At 70.0% G+C, this 15639-nt stretch carries 16 protein-coding genes; 9 read left to right on the forward strand and 7 right to left on the reverse strand.

Annotated features, from left to right (window positions below; genetic code table 11):
• Positions 1-272: 272 nt before the first annotated feature.
• The 7 genes from ACZ7CH_RS15715 (at position 273) to ACZ7CH_RS15745 (ending at position 8235) form a co-directional block, all read left to right on the forward strand.
• On the forward strand, positions 273-2837 hold the full coding sequence (locus ACZ7CH_RS15715) for an ATP-dependent Clp protease ATP-binding subunit (RefSeq protein WP_360385242.1): 2565 nt from the start codon (positions 273-275) through the stop codon (positions 2835-2837).
• Positions 2838-3084: 247 nt separating this feature from the next.
• Positions 3085-3720, forward strand: coding sequence for a YbaB/EbfC family nucleoid-associated protein (locus ACZ7CH_RS15720; protein ID WP_470374445.1), 636 nt, complete (start codon positions 3085-3087; stop codon positions 3718-3720).
• On the forward strand, positions 3717-4037 hold the full coding sequence (locus tag ACZ7CH_RS15725; protein WP_360385244.1) for a WXG100 family type VII secretion target: 321 nt from the start codon (positions 3717-3719) through the stop codon (positions 4035-4037). The genes ACZ7CH_RS15720 and ACZ7CH_RS15725 overlap by 4 nt, the downstream gene beginning before the upstream one ends.
• A 7-nt stretch (positions 4038-4044) precedes the next feature.
• Positions 4045-5181: a hypothetical protein gene (locus ACZ7CH_RS15730; protein ID WP_360385246.1), complete on the forward strand. Its 1137-nt coding sequence runs from the start codon at positions 4045-4047 to the stop codon at positions 5179-5181.
• 22 nt (positions 5182-5203) lie between these two features.
• Entirely contained in the window at positions 5204-5995 is a 792-nt protein-coding gene (locus ACZ7CH_RS15735) for a hypothetical protein (protein WP_470374223.1), read from the forward strand.
• Between the two features lie 147 nt (positions 5996-6142).
• Positions 6143-7120, forward strand: a complete 978-nt coding sequence (locus tag ACZ7CH_RS15740) for an endonuclease/exonuclease/phosphatase family protein (protein ID WP_470374224.1) — start codon at positions 6143-6145, stop codon at positions 7118-7120.
• Positions 7121-7143: 23 nt separating this feature from the next.
• On the forward strand, positions 7144-8235 hold the full coding sequence (locus ACZ7CH_RS15745) for a hypothetical protein (protein ID WP_360385252.1): 1092 nt from the start codon (positions 7144-7146) through the stop codon (positions 8233-8235).
• On the opposite strand, the gene ACZ7CH_RS15750 is transcribed toward ACZ7CH_RS15745, so the two are convergent.
• Genes ACZ7CH_RS15750 through ACZ7CH_RS15760 form a run of 3 tightly spaced genes read right to left on the reverse strand, consistent with a single transcriptional unit; the run spans position 8195 to position 10792 of the window.
• On the reverse strand, positions 8195-9004 hold the full coding sequence (locus ACZ7CH_RS15750; protein ID WP_458429625.1) for an SIR2 family NAD-dependent protein deacylase: 810 nt from the start codon (positions 9002-9004) through the stop codon (positions 8195-8197). The genes ACZ7CH_RS15745 and ACZ7CH_RS15750 overlap by 41 nt on opposite strands.
• Positions 9005-9009: 5 nt before the next feature.
• A complete protein-coding gene (locus ACZ7CH_RS15755) occupies positions 9010-9321 on the reverse strand; it encodes an antibiotic biosynthesis monooxygenase family protein (RefSeq protein WP_360385256.1) in 312 nt (103 codons plus the stop codon).
• A 10-nt stretch (positions 9322-9331) separates the two neighbouring features.
• Positions 9332-10792 (reverse strand): M1 family metallopeptidase, encoded by a 1461-nt coding sequence (locus tag ACZ7CH_RS15760; RefSeq protein ID WP_470374225.1) that lies wholly within the window; start codon positions 10790-10792, stop codon positions 9332-9334.
• A 15-nt stretch (positions 10793-10807) separates the two neighbouring features.
• On the opposite strand from ACZ7CH_RS15760, the gene ACZ7CH_RS15765 reads away from it, so the two are divergent.
• Positions 10808-11554: an alpha/beta fold hydrolase gene (locus ACZ7CH_RS15765; protein ID WP_470374226.1), complete on the forward strand. Its 747-nt coding sequence runs from the start codon at positions 10808-10810 to the stop codon at positions 11552-11554.
• Here the strand turns inward: ACZ7CH_RS15765 and ACZ7CH_RS15770 are convergent.
• The 3 genes from ACZ7CH_RS15770 to ACZ7CH_RS15780 all read right to left on the reverse strand — a co-directional run bounded on the left by ACZ7CH_RS15770 (position 11503) and on the right by ACZ7CH_RS15780 (position 13669).
• Positions 11503-12012 (reverse strand): 2'-5' RNA ligase family protein, encoded by a 510-nt coding sequence (locus tag ACZ7CH_RS15770; RefSeq protein ID WP_458429623.1) that lies wholly within the window; start codon positions 12010-12012, stop codon positions 11503-11505. The genes ACZ7CH_RS15765 and ACZ7CH_RS15770 overlap by 52 nt on opposite strands.
• Positions 12012-12881: an A/G-specific adenine glycosylase gene (locus tag ACZ7CH_RS15775; RefSeq protein ID WP_360385264.1), complete on the reverse strand. Its 870-nt coding sequence runs from the start codon at positions 12879-12881 to the stop codon at positions 12012-12014. The genes ACZ7CH_RS15770 and ACZ7CH_RS15775 overlap by 1 nt, the downstream gene beginning before the upstream one ends.
• A 275-nt stretch (positions 12882-13156) precedes the next feature.
• Positions 13157-13669: a beta-class carbonic anhydrase gene (locus ACZ7CH_RS15780; protein ID WP_458429621.1), complete on the reverse strand. Its 513-nt coding sequence runs from the start codon at positions 13667-13669 to the stop codon at positions 13157-13159.
• Between the two features lie 150 nt (positions 13670-13819).
• On the opposite strand from ACZ7CH_RS15780, the gene ACZ7CH_RS15785 reads away from it, so the two are divergent.
• Entirely contained in the window at positions 13820-14491 is a 672-nt protein-coding gene (locus tag ACZ7CH_RS15785) for a hypothetical protein (protein WP_360385268.1), read from the forward strand.
• A 7-nt stretch (positions 14492-14498) separates the two neighbouring features.
• Here ACZ7CH_RS15785 and ACZ7CH_RS15790 read toward each other — a convergent pair whose 3' ends face one another.
• The gene (locus ACZ7CH_RS15790; RefSeq protein WP_360385270.1) at positions 14499-15602 is read right to left on the reverse strand and encodes a LacI family DNA-binding transcriptional regulator; all 1104 of its coding nucleotides are present in this window, start codon (positions 15600-15602) and stop codon (positions 14499-14501) included.
• Positions 15603-15639 lie beyond the last annotated feature (37 nt).

Genomic DNA, 15639 nt, shown 5'->3' on the forward strand with positions numbered 1-15639 from the left:
AAAGGTACCCGATCGCGCCCCCTGAGGTGGGCCCGGTCACAGCAGCGTCGCTCAACGGGGGGTTGTTCGCGCTCAGCGGACATCGCCCGATCTGTGGAATCCGCTGGGCCCGACCTGCGTTGATGCTGATGTCAGAGTTCCACGGACGCGACTGTCCGCTGACGGGAACCACAGGCCTCGGTACCGCCCACTACAGTGGAGCCACGGTGCCGCGCTCACCAGGGTAGATCGGTGGAGCCGAGGACCGCCGACGCAGCAGTCAGGGAGTGCGAATGTTCGAAAGGTTCACCGACCGCGCGAGGCGGGTGGTTGTCCTTGCCCAAGAAGAGGCACGGATGCTCAACCACAACTACATCGGCACCGAGCACATCCTCCTGGGTCTGATCCACGAGGGTGAAGGTGTCGCCGCCAAGGCGCTCGAGTCGTTGGGGATCGCGCTGGAGGGCGTCCGCCAGCAGGTCGAGGAGATCATCGGCCAGGGCCAGCAGGCCCCGAGTGGACACATCCCCTTCACCCCACGCGCGAAGAAGGTCCTGGAGCTGTCGCTGCGCGAGGCGCTGCAGCTCGGACACAACTACATCGGCACCGAGCACATCCTGCTCGGCCTGATCCGCGAGGGCGAGGGCGTTGCTGCGCAGGTCCTCGTGAAGCTGGGCGCCGACCTCAACAGGGTGCGGCAGCAGGTGCTGCAGCTGCTGTCCGGCTACTCGACGGAGAAGGGCTCGTCGGAGGCCCCTGGCCGCGGCGAGGGCACCCCGTCGTCGTCCCTGGTCCTCGACCAGTTCGGGCGCAACCTCACGGCTTCGGCCCGTGAGGGCAAGCTCGACCCGGTGATCGGGCGCACCAAGGAGATCGAGCGGGTCATGCAGGTGCTGTCCCGCCGCACCAAGAACAACCCGGTCCTCATCGGCGAGCCCGGCGTCGGCAAGACGGCCGTCGTCGAGGGCCTGGCGCAGATGGTCGTCAAGGGCGAGGTGCCCGAGACGCTCAAGGACAAGCAGCTCTACACGCTCGACCTCGGCTCGCTGGTCGCGGGCTCGCGCTACCGCGGTGACTTCGAAGAGCGCCTGAAGAAGGTCCTCAAGGAGATCCGCACGCGCGGCGACATCATCCTGTTCATCGACGAGATCCACACGCTCGTCGGCGCGGGTGCCGCCGAGGGCGCGATCGACGCGGCGAGCATCCTCAAGCCGATGCTGGCCCGCGGTGAGCTGCAGACGATCGGTGCCACCACGCTCGACGAGTACCGCAAGCACGTCGAGAAGGACCCCGCGCTGGAGCGCCGCTTCCAGCCGATCCAGGTGGGCGAGCCGTCGCTCGAGCACACCATCGAGATCCTCAAGGGCCTGCGCGACCGGTACGAGGCGCACCACCGCGTCTCCATCACCGACTCCGCGCTCGTCGCCGCCGCCACGCTGGCCGACCGGTACATCAACGACCGGTTCCTGCCGGACAAGGCGATCGACCTCATCGACGAGGCGGGCGCCCGCATGCGCATCCGCCGGATGACCGCGCCGCCGGACCTGCGCGAGTTCGACGAGAAGATCGCGGACGTGCGTCGCGACAAGGAGTCCGCGATCGACGCGCAGGACTTCGAGCGCGCCGCCAAGCTGCGGGACGCGGAGAAGCAGCTCCTGGGCCAGAAGGCCGAGCGGGAGAAGCAGTGGAAGGACGGTGACCTGGACGTCGTCGCGGAGGTCGACGACGAGCAGATCGCCGAGGTCCTCGCCAACTGGACCGGCATCCCGGTGTTCAAGCTCACCGAGGAGGAGACCACGCGTCTGCTCCGCATGGAGGACGAGCTGCACAAGCGGATCATCGGCCAGGTCGACGCGGTCAAGGCCGTGTCGCAGGCGATCCGCCGCACCCGCGCCGGCCTGAAGGACCCGAAGCGCCCCTCCGGCTCGTTCATCTTCGCCGGCCCGTCCGGTGTCGGTAAGACCGAGCTCTCGAAGGCGCTCGCGAACTTCCTGTTCGGCGAGGACGACGCGCTCATCCAGATCGACATGGGCGAGTTCCACGACCGGTACACCGCGTCGCGGCTCTTCGGTGCCCCTCCCGGTTACGTCGGCTACGAAGAGGGCGGCCAGCTCACCGAGAAGGTGCGCCGCAAGCCGTTCTCCGTCGTGCTCTTCGACGAGATCGAGAAGGCCCACCAGGAGGTCTACAACACGCTGCTCCAGGTGCTGGAGGACGGCCGCCTGACCGACGGTCAGGGCCGGACGGTGGACTTCAAGAACACCGTCATCATCTTCACGTCGAACCTGGGCACGTCGGACATCAGCAAGGCCGTCGGCCTCGGCTTCACCTCGGGTCAGGACACCGCGTCCAACTACGAGCGCATGAAGAACAAGGTCAACGACGAGCTGAAGAAGCACTTCCGGCCCGAGTTCCTCAACCGCATCGACGACATCATCGTCTTCCACCAGCTGACTCAGGACGAGATCATCAAGATGGTGGACCTGATGATCGCCCGCGTCGAGACGCAGCTGAAGAACAAGGACATGGCGATCGAGCTGACCGACAGGGCCAAGTCCCTGCTGGCCAAGCGCGGCTTCGACCCGGTGCTGGGCGCCCGCCCGCTGCGCAGGACGATCCAGCGCGAGATCGAGGACACCCTGTCGGAGAAGATCCTGTTCGGCGAGATCCAGCCGGGCCAGATCATCATCACCGACGTCGAGGGCTGGGACGGCGAGTCGGACCAGCACGACAAGGCGAAGTTCGTGTTCCGCGGCGAGGCCAAGCCCACCCGCGTGCCGGACTCGCCCCCGGTCGACCTGACCGCCTCCGCCGCTGCCACCGAGCAGCAGGACGCGCCGGCCGCCGAGAACGAGTGACCGAGCACGACTAGCACGACCGGCATGACCCGAACCGGCCCCCAGGCACACCGCCTGGGGGCCGGTTCGCGTTCGGAGCCGGTGGCCGCGGTCACTCGACCGCGTGGATTTGCCCGTTTCGCCGCCTCGGTGTGCGGCCGCTGCCAGACTGCTGAGCACCGCTGACCCGAGAGTGTTGAGGAGCGTCACGGCAGTGTCGGCCGAGTTTGATCAGCTTGTCGCTCAGTTCGAGCGGTTCCAGGCCCAGATGCACCGCGTGGACCAGCAGTTCGCCGGCATCGGCGAGATGCAGCAGCAGCTCACCGAGCTGGAAGCCGTCGCCACCTCGGCGGACAGGGCGGTCACCGTCGTGGCCGGCCCGTCGGGGTCCATCAGGGACATCCGCCTCACCGACCTGGCCATGCGCCGCCCACCGCACGCACTGGCCGCCGAACTGATGTCCACGCTGCAGAAGGCCGTCGCCGAGGCAGCCCGCCGGCAGGCGGGCATCGTCGAAGGCGCGCTGGGCGATGACATGCACCTCAAGGACCAGGTGCTGGAAACCCAGGCGCAGCTCTTCGGCATGTCCAAGGAGGACCTCGTCCGCGCCACCGCCGAGCAGGACGCGGCCACGGCCCAGCAGCCGCCCCAGCCGACTCCTCCCGCACCGCCCGTGCCGCCGCGCGCGCCGGTTCCGCCGCCCGTGCCGCAGGCGGGACAGGTCCGGCAGCCGCCACCACCGCCACAACGCCGGCCTGCGCAGGAGTCCCCGGAGGACTTCTCCGACCAGAACGTGCTGCGCGAGGACTCGTGGCAGTCCCGCTCGCAGCAACCACCTCCGCCGGCGCCACCGAAGCAGGGCGGCGGCTACCTCAACCTGTACGACGATGAGGACGGACGATGAGCGGCTTCGACGTCAACCCGGCCGAGCTGACCGCGTTCGCCGGGAAGCTCGACGGTTACCGCAGCGCCGCGAGCGAGCTCGCCGGTCTGGTCGGCCAGTCGGACGTGGGCGGCAAGTCGTGGGGCGTGATCGGCCTGTTCGTCAAGGACGAGTACACGCAGATGCTGAACGACCTGAACGAGCTGTTCAAGGACATGCAGAACGGTTTGCAGTCGGGCGCCGACAAGTTCCGCGGCACCGCGCAGGGCTACCAGGACCAGGAGGACGCGTTGATGCAGATCTTCGACGGGCTCCAGGTCGAGATCGACAGGGGGTAGGCGCGGCATGGCGGAAGAAACCTCGAACGTCAGCGAGGGCGCGCAGAACCTGACCGGCAGCGTCGAGATCACCGTCGGCGAGAAGACCACGGGTGAGAAAGCACTCGAGGCGACGCCGTTCGTCGGCAGCTACCTCAAGACGTCCGAGGCGTTCGAGAAGCGTGGCGAGGCCGGTGGCGCGAGCACGCTGGCGTCCGAGGGCAGCGCGCTGCTCAGCTCGGTCGGCTCGGCGGCGCAGGGCATTGCGATGGACCCGATCGGCTGGCTGGTCGGTCAGGGGTTGAACTTCCTCATCAGCGTGGTCCAGCCGCTGGAGGATGCGATCCACTTCGTCAGCGGCGACGGCCCGGCGCTGTCGCAGGCCGCCGACAACTTCGGTGCCATCGCCCAGGGTGTCGCCACCCTGCGGGAGAACTTCGACGAGGACCTGTCCAGCTCCGTGCAGACCTGGGGCGGGGAAACGGCCGACATGGCCGCGACCAGGCTGGGTGAGTTCGCGAGTGGCATCAGCGGTGTCGCGGGCCAAGCCGGCGAGCTCGCCCAGATGCTGACGATTTCCAGCATGATCATGCAGATCATCGAGGACATCATCAAGGCGATCCTCACCGAGCTGATCACCTGGTTGATCCTCATCTGGGTCCCGGCGCTCGCCGCCGCCGCACCCAGCTTCGGTGCCTCCACCGCGGCGGCAGGTGCGGCCACCGGTGTGCGTGTCGCGTCCACCGCCGGGCGGGTGTCGCGCATCGTGGCCAAGCTGCGCCAGTTCCTGCAGAAGATCATGGAGTTCCTGCGCAACGTGGGCAGCCGCCTCAAGAACGTGCGGACCGCGTTCCAGAAGTCCATGGCGGACAAGAAGGCCGGTGTCGCGACCGCCGACAAGAACCTGGAGCGCCTCAGCCCGTTCGCGGTGCACCGGCAGTGGGGCGACAAGCTCAACAGCTCCAAGGGCGACGTGGGGGAGCGGATGAAGCACGGTTTCGGCAAGTCGATGGTGGAGGCCGTGGGTGGTGAGGCGCTGGCCCAGGTCAACCCGTCGCACGAGAAGGGCCTGCGCAACATCGCCGCAGTGGAGAAGGCAGCCGAGAACGACCAGATCGGCACAGACGAACCGAAGCACCGGATCCAGGGTTACCTGGACCTCTGACCACGCTGGGGGAGCTGGACGCATGAAACCGTGGGAGCTCAAGCTCGGGCTGTTCGTCCTGATCTTGGTGGTGCTGCTGGCGCTGATGTTCTGGTGGAGGTGGCGGGTCGCCAGGAGGGAAGCCGCCGACCACGCCGCCGACCTGGCCAGGTTCGCGGCGATGATGGGCGGGACCGCGTCGGGTCCTGGCGAGGACGTGAGCGCCTGGTCCGCCGGGCTCCTCCGCCCGTTCGCCCACGAGTACGGCAGCGTGATCGCCTGGCTGGGACGCGTTTCCGACTCGCGGTTCGAGCACGCGTTGGACTTCGAACGACACGGGTGGCGCATCCGGGTGACCGAGGCGTCGATCGAGCTGCAGGACCCGACCAACGCCGACGTCGCGAACACCCATCACGAACGCCGTGTCGAGGTGGCCACGTCCGAGCTCCCGCCGCTGAAGCTGGTGGTCCGCTCCCCGGGTGGGGGCGAAGGGGCGCGGAACTGGGCTGGTGAGGCGCCTCGACCGGTCGCGGACGGTGGGTCCCGGGAATGGCGTGAACTGACGCTTCCCGCGGGCCTGGACCGGGCTTTCGCAGCCCTCACCGGTGACCCGCACCGAGCGGCCGCGATGTTCGTCCCGGAGGTGGTGCAGCGGTTGCTCGCCGAGGCCGGTGCGGACAACTTCCACAACCTGACGCTGGAGGGCGGCATCGCCTACTCGGTGCTGCCCGGCCAGATCGACCCCGAGCGCCTGCTGCAGGAGGTCGACGCGATAACCGGTCTGCTGCAGCGCTTTCCGGGTGTGAGACCGAGGAACCCCGCTTCTGCCGCATGAGCACACCGACGTCGTCCGATGCGTAGAAGAGCATCCAGTCCTCGGCTCCCGTTCGTCCCCCTGAGAGTTGGTGTTGAGATCAGGATGCACGAGGGGCCTGACAGTTCCGCGAGGCAACGCAACCGTGCCACCGGCCGTCCCCCGAACGTGGACACCCGGATCGAGCTCAGGCAGCCCAGGAACGGCTTCACCACGTTCGTGCTGGTCATCTGCGCCATCGCGTTCGTGACGGCGGCGTTGGTGCGGCTGCTGGGCATCGACGGCACCCGGTACATGATCGCCACGACGGCGTTGACGCCGTACATCACGGTGGCGGGGTTGGTCATCGGGTTGTTCGCGTTGTTCCGCAAGCGGTGGGTCGTGGGGCTGACGATGACGTTGGTGGCCGTCGTGCTGGTCGCGAACGTGGTGCCGCGGGCGTTCTCGGACCCGCGGCCGAACGTGGTCGGGCAGGAGGTCCGGCTGATGACGTCGAACCTCCTGGTGGGCCAGGCGGACGCCGAGTTCGTGGTCGCGCAGGTCAAGGCCCGCCGGATCGACGTGCTCGCGATGCAGGAGCTGTCGCCCGCGATGGTGCGGGACCTCCAACGCGCCGGGCTCGACCAGGTGCTGCCGAACCAGGTCCTCATCCCGGAACCGGGCGGGTCGGGCTCCGGCATCGCGTCCCGGTTCCCGCTCACCCGGCGCGACCTCACGCCTCCGGGCACGTTGCGGCAGGCAGGAGCACTGGTCGACCTGCCGGGTGCGCAGGACATCGAGGTGGTGTCGGTGCACCCGCTGCCACCGGTGGTCGACGAGGGGCCGGAGCCGTGGCAGCGCGAGCTGGCCGGGTTGCCGAGCCCCGACTCCACGGGCTCGATGCGGGTGCTCGCGGGCGACTTCAACGCCACGCTGGACCACGTCGGCATGACGCGGTTGCTCAACAAGGGCTACGTCGACGCCGCCGACCAGGTCGGCAAGGGGCTGGTGCACACGTGGCCCAGCCAGAGCGGCATCTGGCCACCGTCGGTCACGATCGACCACGTCCTGGTGGACCCGCGGTGTCCCGTCGACACCGTGGACGTGTTCGACGTCCCGGGCAGCGACCACCGCGCCCTGGTTGCACAGTTCGTTGTACCGCGCTAGCGGGTTGTCGGTACAACGACGGCATGAAGATCCTCGCCACCGCGGCTCTGCTGGGGGGCTTGCTCGCGCCCGCTCAGGCCGAGGAGACCGTCAGCTGCCAGGCTCCCGACCCGTTCGACATGCGCGTCCAGGAGCACTACGACTTCGCGTTGCTCTACAAGACGCAGTGCGCGTCCAAGCAGAACTGGGACCGCACCTTCGCCGACGTCACCATCGCGACGGACCGGGTGTCCGTCACGGCCTCGACGGCGCTGGCCGGTGCCATCGCCTCGGTGCGCCACGGCGGCCGGGAGTACATCGGCAGCGGCGGCCACGGGTCGGCGTTGCAGTGGGCCGTCCGCCCGTCGGTCGCGAAGCTCGGCCAGAACGACGGCCGGCCGCACACCACCGAGTGCTACAACCCGACCCAGGCCGGCAGCCAGAAGGACGACCACGACGAGCCGCCGCCGTTCCACGGCCCCTCCACCAGCGCGCTCACCCGGTTCGAGAAGACCGGACCCACCAGCTACGCCGCCGCGAGCCGGCTCGCGATGTACGTGCCGCTGGGGGAGCGCAGCAAGTTCGACTCGTGCGACCCGGCGCACTACCAGGACCCCGCACCCGTCGCCGGTGAGGCGGTCAACCCGATGCCGCTCGGGCTGTCGCGGTACTGGCTCAACCCGGACGTGGACGTGCGGGACAACGTCATCCGGCTCGGCGCCGGCCTGCACGTCGAGGACGCGGAACCGGCGGCGCACCTCGGCGAGGTCTACACGACGGTCGTCGCGTACACGCTGAAGGACTTCACCCGCCAGTACACCTACGTCGACGGCGGGGCGGTGCCGTTCGTGGACGACTGGGACCACAAGAACCGCCCGCTGCTGCGCTGCACCGAGGGCGGTGAGCACTGCCTGGGCCTGTACTGGCAGCGCAGCCGGTTCCCGCAGGGCACGGCCTACGCCTACCAGGCGAGCGTCGAGCCGAACGAGTACACCGCGTGGGGCGGCTCGTACACGGTCGAGGTGACGTTCAAGACCACCGGGCAGCGGCACGCCGCACTGGAGGCCTACGCGGCCGTGGGCACCCAGCAGGAGGTCATCGCGACCCTCGACCGATTGAGTCGCGAACTGCCGTGAGGGCTTCGAGGGCGTTCATCGGCAACGAGACGCCCCGGCCGTGCCTGACCTCCGGCTCGCGCGGGTTGATCCTGACCAGCGCACCGGAGGCGGCACTGGCCAGTTCGGCCTGCCGCCGCACGGTCGGCACCGCGGTGCCCGCACCGATCTCGACCACCACCAGCCGCCGCTGCTCCCGCCGCCACCGCGCGAGCGCGTCGAGCTGCGCCTGGCTGCGGTGCGGCACCCAGCCCCAGTCGCCGAACATCAGGATGTTCGGCCTGGCCAGCCCGCCGCAGTTCGGGCACGTCGGCAACGGGTCGAGCGCGCGCATCGACTCCGGGTCGACCTCGACGTCGAACGAGCACTCCCAGACGTCGTCGCAGCACGGTTCCACGCACTGCGCGTGGTGGATCGACCCGTGCACCTCGGCGACGTCGGTGAACCCGGCCCGCTGGAACTGGCCGTCCACATTGGACGTGAAGACGCGCGCACCCCACGACCGCAGGATCGCGAAACCCTCGTGCGGCACGGTGTTGCGGTACAGCGCGAGCCGGTGGCCGTAGAACCCCCACGCGAGCGCGGGGTCGTCGGCGAAGTGCGCCGGGTCGGCGAGCTCCTCGAACCGCAGCCCGAGCCGCTCGTACGGCGGGTAGGCCCGCCAGAACCCCTCGGTGCCGCGGAAGTCGGGCAGCCCGGAGTCCACGCCGATGCCGGCACCGGCGCAGACGAGCACCGCGTCCGCGCCGGCGACCAGCTCAGCGGCTCTCTCGACGGAGGCGCTGTCCACCGCGGTCACTGCTTGGGCTTGCTCCCGAGCACGACCTCGAACTCCAGCAGGTCGGCACCGGACGACACGGGACGCGCGCGCTCACCGGAGTGCGCGGCGGCACCGGCCTGCCCGTCGCGCCACGCGACGAAGTCCTCGTGCGTCTCCCAGTGCGTGACGACGAAGTAGCGGTCCTCGCCCGCGACCGGCCGCAGCAGCTCGAAGCCGAGGAACCCCGGCTGCTCGTCGACCGCGCCGAGGCGGGCGGCGAAGCGCTTCTCGAGCTCGGGGCCGTTGCCCTCGGGAACCTTGATCGCGTTGATCTTCACGACTGCCATGCCACCCACACTAGCGGCGGAGTACGCCGGGCAGCAGGTACTGATCACCCGGAATGCCCGAGTCGTGGAACCACGCCTGGAAGAACCCGTCGAGCTGCTGCCCGGACGCCTTCGCGACGTGGTCCTCGAACTGCGGCCAGGACGCGTTGCCGTCGCGGTGCTGCGCGGTCCACGAGCGCAGCGCCGGGAAGAACACGTCGTCACCGACCTGCCTGCGCAGCGCGTGCAGCGCGAAGATGCCCTTGTCGTAGACGCCGCGGAACTCGTTGCCCTGGCCCATGTCGTAGAGCTTCGGCGACCAGAACCGGGTGCTGCCGCGCTTCTGCTCCAGCTCGCGGCGGTAGCGGTCGTCGAGGTCCTCGCCCTCGTGCTCGGCCCACAGCCACTGCGAGTACGACGCCAGGCACTCGTTCAGGCAGATGTCCGCCCAGCTCCGCAACGTCACCGAGTCGCCGAACCACTGGTGGGCGTTCTCGTGCACGACGGTCTCCAGGTCCGCCCAGGCCGCGTAGATCGGCCGGGTCTGGGTCTCCAGCGAGAACCCGATCTGGTCGGCGACCCAGATGCTGCCGGCCGCGCGCTGCGGGTACGGGCCGAACTTCGACTCCAGCAGCGCGAGGACCTCCGGCAGCCGCGCCTGGACCGGCTTCTTCTGCGCGGACGTGCCGGGTGCGTAGGCGTCGACCACCGGCGTGCCGCCGGGCAGTTGCGAGCGGACGATCTCCCACCTGTCGATGGCCACCGTGACCAGGTACGTCGCCAGCGGCGTGTCCTCCTGCCAGCGGAACGTGGACCAGCCGCCGTCCTTCGTCACCTCGCCCTCCAGGCCGTTCGACACGACCGACCAGCCGTCCGGCACGCGGGCGGCGACCTTCAGCGCGGCCTTGTCGCGCGGGGTGTCGTTGGCGGGGAACCACGTCGTCGCCGAGTGCGGCTGGCCCGCGGCGAACGCGCCACCGGTGGACGAGACCTGCCAGCCGCTGCGGCCCAGCGAAGCGTCGTTGATCGTGGTCGGCTTGCCGCCGTAGGTGACGGCGGTGACGAACTGCCCGCCCTTCGCGACCGGTGCGGACGGCGTGATCACGAGCTCGTGGTCGCCCTCCCGCGCGAACTTCGCGGGCCGACCGCCGACCTCGACCCCGCTGACGTCGAGGCCCTCCAGGTCGAGGTTGAACCTGGCCAGGTCGTCCGTCGCGGTCGCGGTGATCGTCGCGACGCCGTCGAGCCGCTGCGAGCCGGGGTCGTAGGTGATCGCGAGGTCGTAGAGCCGCACGTCGTAGCCGCTGTTGCCGTCCGCCGGGTAGTAGGGGTCGCCCGCACCGGCGCCCGCCTCCACCGCGGCCTGCGGTGACGTGTCCTGGCGCTGCTGCTGCTGCTGCGCGGGGTCACCGCCGGGTGTGCGGAACACGACCAGCAGACCAGCGACGAGCACGACCAGCACGAGGGCGACGAGGTACGGACGGGCCTTCATGCGTTAATCATCCCTGTGTCGGTGGTGGAGTTCGGCGGAACGGGGCGGGGCGTCCTGCTGTTGCACGGCCTGATGAGCAGGGCCACGGCCTGGTGGCCGGTCGCGCAGTGGCTCACACCGCACGGCCGCGTGGTCGGGATCGACGCGCGGGGGCACGGCCGAAACCCGCAGCGGGGCCCCTACCGCACCGAGGACTTCGTCGCCGACGCCGCGGCGGCGATCGAGCGGCTCGGTCTCGCACCCGCCGTCGTGATCGGGCACTCCATGGGCGGGCTGCACGCGTGGTGTCTCGCGGCGGCCCGTCCTGACCTGGTCAGCGCGATTGTGGTCGAGGACTTCGCCCCGGACAACAGGGGCCGCACGATCGACGAGTGGAAGTGGTTCTTCGACGCCTGGCCGGTGCCGTTCCAGTCGCTCGCGCACGTGACGTCGTTCTTCGGCGCGCCGGTGTTCGCCGAGTACTTCGAGGAACGCGAGGACGGCTGGCACCTGATCGCGGCGATGGACGACCTCTACGAGATCGCCGCCGAGTGGGGCACGCGGGCGTACTGGGACCAGATCGCGGCCGTCCGCTGCCCGTCGCTCGTCATCGAGGCGGGTCAGGGCGGGCAGCTGCCAGGGCAGATGGCGGCGGCGGCGCGGTCGTGCGGCGGGCAGTACCTCCACGTCCCCGAAGCAGGGCACCTGGTGCACGCCACCGCTCCGTGGGTCTACCGCGGTGCCGTGGAGGCCTTCTTGAGCACGTCGACCTCACCGGTCTGAGTGTCCACGACCGACACCTCGCGGACCTTCGCGCGGATCGGCTCGACCGGGAACACCTCGGCGAACGCCGCCCGGATCGCCGCTTCGCCGACACCGTGCACGAGCGTGCAGTGGGGGACCCAGTTGCCCGGCAGGTAGTAGGCGCTGGGGTTCTTCACGTTGCCGGCCAGCACGTCGTGGATCGCCGAGTGGACGGCCAGCAGCTCGGCGTCGACGACGGCGGCGAGCATCAGCACGTTGTCGACCGCGGCGAACGTGCCCAGGTGGTGCAGCCACAGGTCCGGCAGCCAGAGCCGTTCGAGGTCCTCGCGCAGCTCCTTGCGCACCTTCTGGCCGATGGTCGTCGCCGCCGCGTAAGTGAGGTGCGGTGGGAAGCCGGGTGTTACGCCGATGCGTCGTTGCAGGTCGCGAACCTTCTTGTCCGCGTCGTCGTCGAAGAACGCCACCAGCGCGTGCATCAGTGCTCTCCCGGCAGCGCGAACAGGCCGTCGCGGGTCTGCTCGACCAGGCCGTCGTCCAGCAGCGAGACCAGGCACTTCTCCCGCTGCGTGACGTCGTTCCAGACGAGGTCGAGCTGGATCTTGGGCACCGGGCCGGGTGCGCCGCGCAGCACGTCGAGCAGCTTGCCCCGCACCTGCCGGTCGGTGCCGGCGAACTTCTGCACCTTCTTCTCCGGCCCGGCGTAGGCGGGCCGCCCGGCCAGCTGCCACGCGCACTCCGCGTACAGCGGGCAGTCGGCGCACTTCTGGTTCTTCGCCGTGCAGATCAACGCGCCGAGTTCCATCAGGGCGGCGCTGAACACGGCGGCGTCGTCCCGGTCCTCGGGCAGGATCGCCTCGACGTCCCGCAGGTCTCGCTTGGTCGACGGCGGACCCGCGTCACCGGCACCGTGCACAGCGCGCGCGACGACCCGGCGGACGTTCGTGTCCACGACGGCGCACTTCTGCCCGTACGCGAACGTCGCCACCGCACGGGCCGTGTAGCTGCCGATGCCCGGCAACGACTCCAGCGTCTCGATGTCCGACGGCACCACGTCGCCGTGGTCGCGCGCGATGGCCGTGGCCGCCTCGTGCAACCGCAGCGCGCGCCTCGGGTAGCCGAGCTTGCCCCACATCCGCAGCACCTCGCCCTGCGACGACGCGGCCATCGCACTCGGGACCGGCCACTTCGCCAGCCACTCGTGCCAGATCGGTTCCACGCGGCTCACCGGCGTCTGCTGCAGCATGATCTCGCTGATCAGCACACCCCAGGCGGTGCAGTCCGGACGGCGCCACGGCAGGTCGCGGGCGGCGGTGTCCCACCAGCCCAGCAGCAACTCGTGATTCATCGCTCGCCATTGTCGCAAACGCACGCGGGGAGCTTTCGTACTCTCGTGGTGCACGAAGGCTCCCCGCGTGCCACTGGATGTCACGCGGGGGCCCCGCGTTCCCCTGGAGGGCACGCGGGAGTCCCGCATTCCCCTGGACGGCACGCGGGAGTCCCGCATTCCCCTGGACGGCACGCGGGAGTCCCGCATTCCCCTGGACGGCACGCGGGAGTCCCACGTTCCCCCTCAGGGAAACGCGGGACTCCCGCGTGACACGAGATCAGGCGGCGGTGGGGTCAGGCGGCGGCGGTCTCCGCGGCGTCGACCTCGCGCAGCTCACCGGTGTGCACGTCGTAGACGAACCCGCGGACCTTGTCGGTGTGCGGGATGAACGGGCTGCGCCGCAGGCGGGCCATCGACCCGCGCACGCTCTGCTCGACGACCTTGAACGCCTCCACGGCCCAGGTCGGCCGCAGGCCGGTGTCGGACTCCAGCTCGTCCTTGAAGTCGTCCTCGGTGACCATCTCGAGGCCGCAGTTCGTGTGGTGCACCAGCAGCACCTCACGCGTGCCGAGCTTGCGCTGGCTCAGCGCCAGCGAGCGGATCATGTCGTCGGTGACGACGCCGCCCGCGTTGCGCAGCACGTGCGCCTCGCCCTGCTTCAACCCGAAGATCTCGAACACGCGGATGCGCGAGTCCATGCAGGTCAGGATCGCCACCTGCAGGGACGGCCGCGCGGAGGAACGGTCTCCGGGAACCACGTTCCCGAGCTCGTAGTTCCGCTTGAGCAGTTCGTCGATCGCGGTCATGACTACCCTCCATGGCCTACCGGCGGACCCCCGCTCGATGGAACTTCAGCGAGCGCGCGTTCACAAGGGCTTTCCGGCAATATCACGTTCACCGGATCGAGCGACGCTCGCCTACGCCTGGATTCCACGTCACCCCGCTACGTTCGGGCCGTGATCGAGCCCACCGCACCACTTTCGTCCTCGGTGTACTGGCGCCGCCGCATCGCCGCGATCGGCGCGGCGCTGGTCACGCTGCTGCTCGTGATCTGGATCGTCGGCCTCTTCGGCTCCGGCCCCGACCAGCCGGCTCAGCCCACCAACGCCGCGGCCGCCTCGGCCTCCACGCCACCGCCGACGATGTCGGAGGCCGGTGCGGCGTCCTCCTCGACGACCCCGCCGCCCGCGGTGAGCACCCCAACAGCCGCGCCGCCTCCGCCGCCCGGCCCGCCGCAGCCGTGTCCCGACGACGCGGTCGTGGTGGTCGCGAAGGTCGACAAGCCGGTCTACAGCGGCGGTGACCAGCCGGAACTGTCGATGGACGTGGTCAACAACGGTCCGGCGCCGTGCATCAAGGACATCGGCCGCGAGCACCGCGAGCTGACCGTGCTGACCGCCGACGGGCACACGGTGCTGTGGTCGAGCAACCACTGCCTCGCCGCGACGGGCAGGGAGGTGCGGGTGCTGGCACCGAAGGAGGTGTTCAACTTCGGCACGAAGTGGGCCGCCTCGACCTCGCAGCCGGGGTGCGGACCGCACACCCGGCTGGGCGCCGGCGACTACCTGCTGGTGGCGAAGCTGGCCGGGAAGGCCAGCCAGCCCACCGTGTTCCGGCTGGGGAACTAGGCCCGGCTCACGGGCCGAACCAGCGCTCCTCCGCCCCGCCCCGCGGCGGGCCCGACGTGTTGCCGATCATCAGCTCGGTCGCGAGGTTCACCGACCGCGGCCGGGACCGCTCGTTGGCGTCGAGCAGCAGCTTGCCCGCCGCCCGCCCCTTCTCCAGCACCGGCTGGCGCACGGTCGTCAGCCCGGCCTCCTCGGCCCCGCGAATCCCGTCGAACCCGGTGACCGTGAGGTCGTGCGGCACCCGCAGCCCGCGCCGGGCCGCCTCGGTCATGGCACCCAGCGCCAGCACGTCCGAGGTGCAGATCAACGCCGTGACCTGCGGGTCCCGGTCGAGCACCTGGGCGGCACCGGAGGCACCGGACGAGGGGTTGTGGTCGAACCGCTCGACCACCGGCACCTGCGACCAGTCGACACCGGCCTCGCTGAACGCCTCGGCGAGACCGGAGAGGCGGTTGCGCTGCACGTGGAAGTGCGCGGCGTGCTGGCGGTCCGGCGTCACGAACCCGTCGTTGCGGTCGCGGGCCAGGCGCATGCACACGACGCCGATCCTGCGGTGCCCCAACGAAATCAGGTGCTGCGCGAGCTCGTACATCGCCCCGCGGTCGTCGATGCCGACGCGGTCGACGGTGCCGAGGTCGGGCTGGTCGCAGACCACCGTGGGCACCGGCCGCTCCAGCACGGCCGCGAGGTGCGGGTCGTCGTCGGGCACCGAGTAGACGACGAAGCCGTCGACGCCGGCGCGGTGGACGGACGCGACGTCCTCGCGTTCGGGGTTGGCGGGCACCAGCAGAAGGCCCGTGCCCGCGTCCTCGCACGCCAGCGCGAGGCCTTCGAGGAAGCCGATCGCCGCGGGGTCGCGGAAGGCGTAGGAGAGGTTCTCGGTGAGCAGCAGGCCCACCGCCCCTGCCTTGCGGGTGCGCAACGAGCGCGCCACAGGATCCGGGCCGGGGTAACCCAGCCTTCGGGCCGTGTCCAACACCCGGCGACGCAGCTCGGGGGAGAGCTGGTCGGGACGGTTGTACGCGTTGGACACCGTTGTCCGGGAAACGCCCAGCTCAGCGGCCAGGGAGGCCAGCGTCGCAGGACGTCGCACATGCATAGACCGCGCCATGAAAGGACCGTAACGGTTCAGAACCAATTCGTGAAGT

The sequence above is a fragment of the Lentzea sp. NPDC037011 genome, assembly GCF_055607425.1.

Coding starts and splice junctions, on each gene's coding strand:
- ACZ7CH_RS15715 (WP_360385242.1), top strand. CDS start 273: ATGTTCGAAAGGTTCACCGACCGCGCGAGGCGGGTGGTTGTCCTTGCC.
- ACZ7CH_RS15720 (WP_470374445.1), top strand. CDS start 3,085: ATGCACCGCGTGGACCAGCAGTTCGCCGGCATCGGCGAGATGCAGCAG.
- ACZ7CH_RS15725 (WP_360385244.1), top strand. CDS start 3,717: ATGAGCGGCTTCGACGTCAACCCGGCCGAGCTGACCGCGTTCGCCGGG.
- ACZ7CH_RS15730 (WP_360385246.1), top strand. CDS start 4,045: ATGGCGGAAGAAACCTCGAACGTCAGCGAGGGCGCGCAGAACCTGACC.
- ACZ7CH_RS15735 (WP_470374223.1), top strand. CDS start 5,204: ATGAAACCGTGGGAGCTCAAGCTCGGGCTGTTCGTCCTGATCTTGGTG.
- ACZ7CH_RS15745 (WP_360385252.1), top strand. CDS start 7,144: ATGAAGATCCTCGCCACCGCGGCTCTGCTGGGGGGCTTGCTCGCGCCC.
- ACZ7CH_RS15755 (WP_360385256.1), bottom strand. CDS start 9,321: ATGGCAGTCGTGAAGATCAACGCGATCAAGGTTCCCGAGGGCAACGGC.
- ACZ7CH_RS15760 (WP_470374225.1), bottom strand. CDS start 10,792: ATGAAGGCCCGTCCGTACCTCGTCGCCCTCGTGCTGGTCGTGCTCGTC.
- ACZ7CH_RS15770 (WP_458429623.1), bottom strand. CDS start 12,012: ATGCACGCGCTGGTGGCGTTCTTCGACGACGACGCGGACAAGAAGGTT.
- ACZ7CH_RS15775 (WP_360385264.1), bottom strand. CDS start 12,881: ATGAATCACGAGTTGCTGCTGGGCTGGTGGGACACCGCCGCCCGCGAC.
- ACZ7CH_RS15780 (WP_458429621.1), bottom strand. CDS start 13,669: ATGACCGCGATCGACGAACTGCTCAAGCGGAACTACGAGCTCGGGAAC.
- ACZ7CH_RS15790 (WP_360385270.1), bottom strand. CDS start 15,602: ATGGCGCGGTCTATGCATGTGCGACGTCCTGCGACGCTGGCCTCCCTG.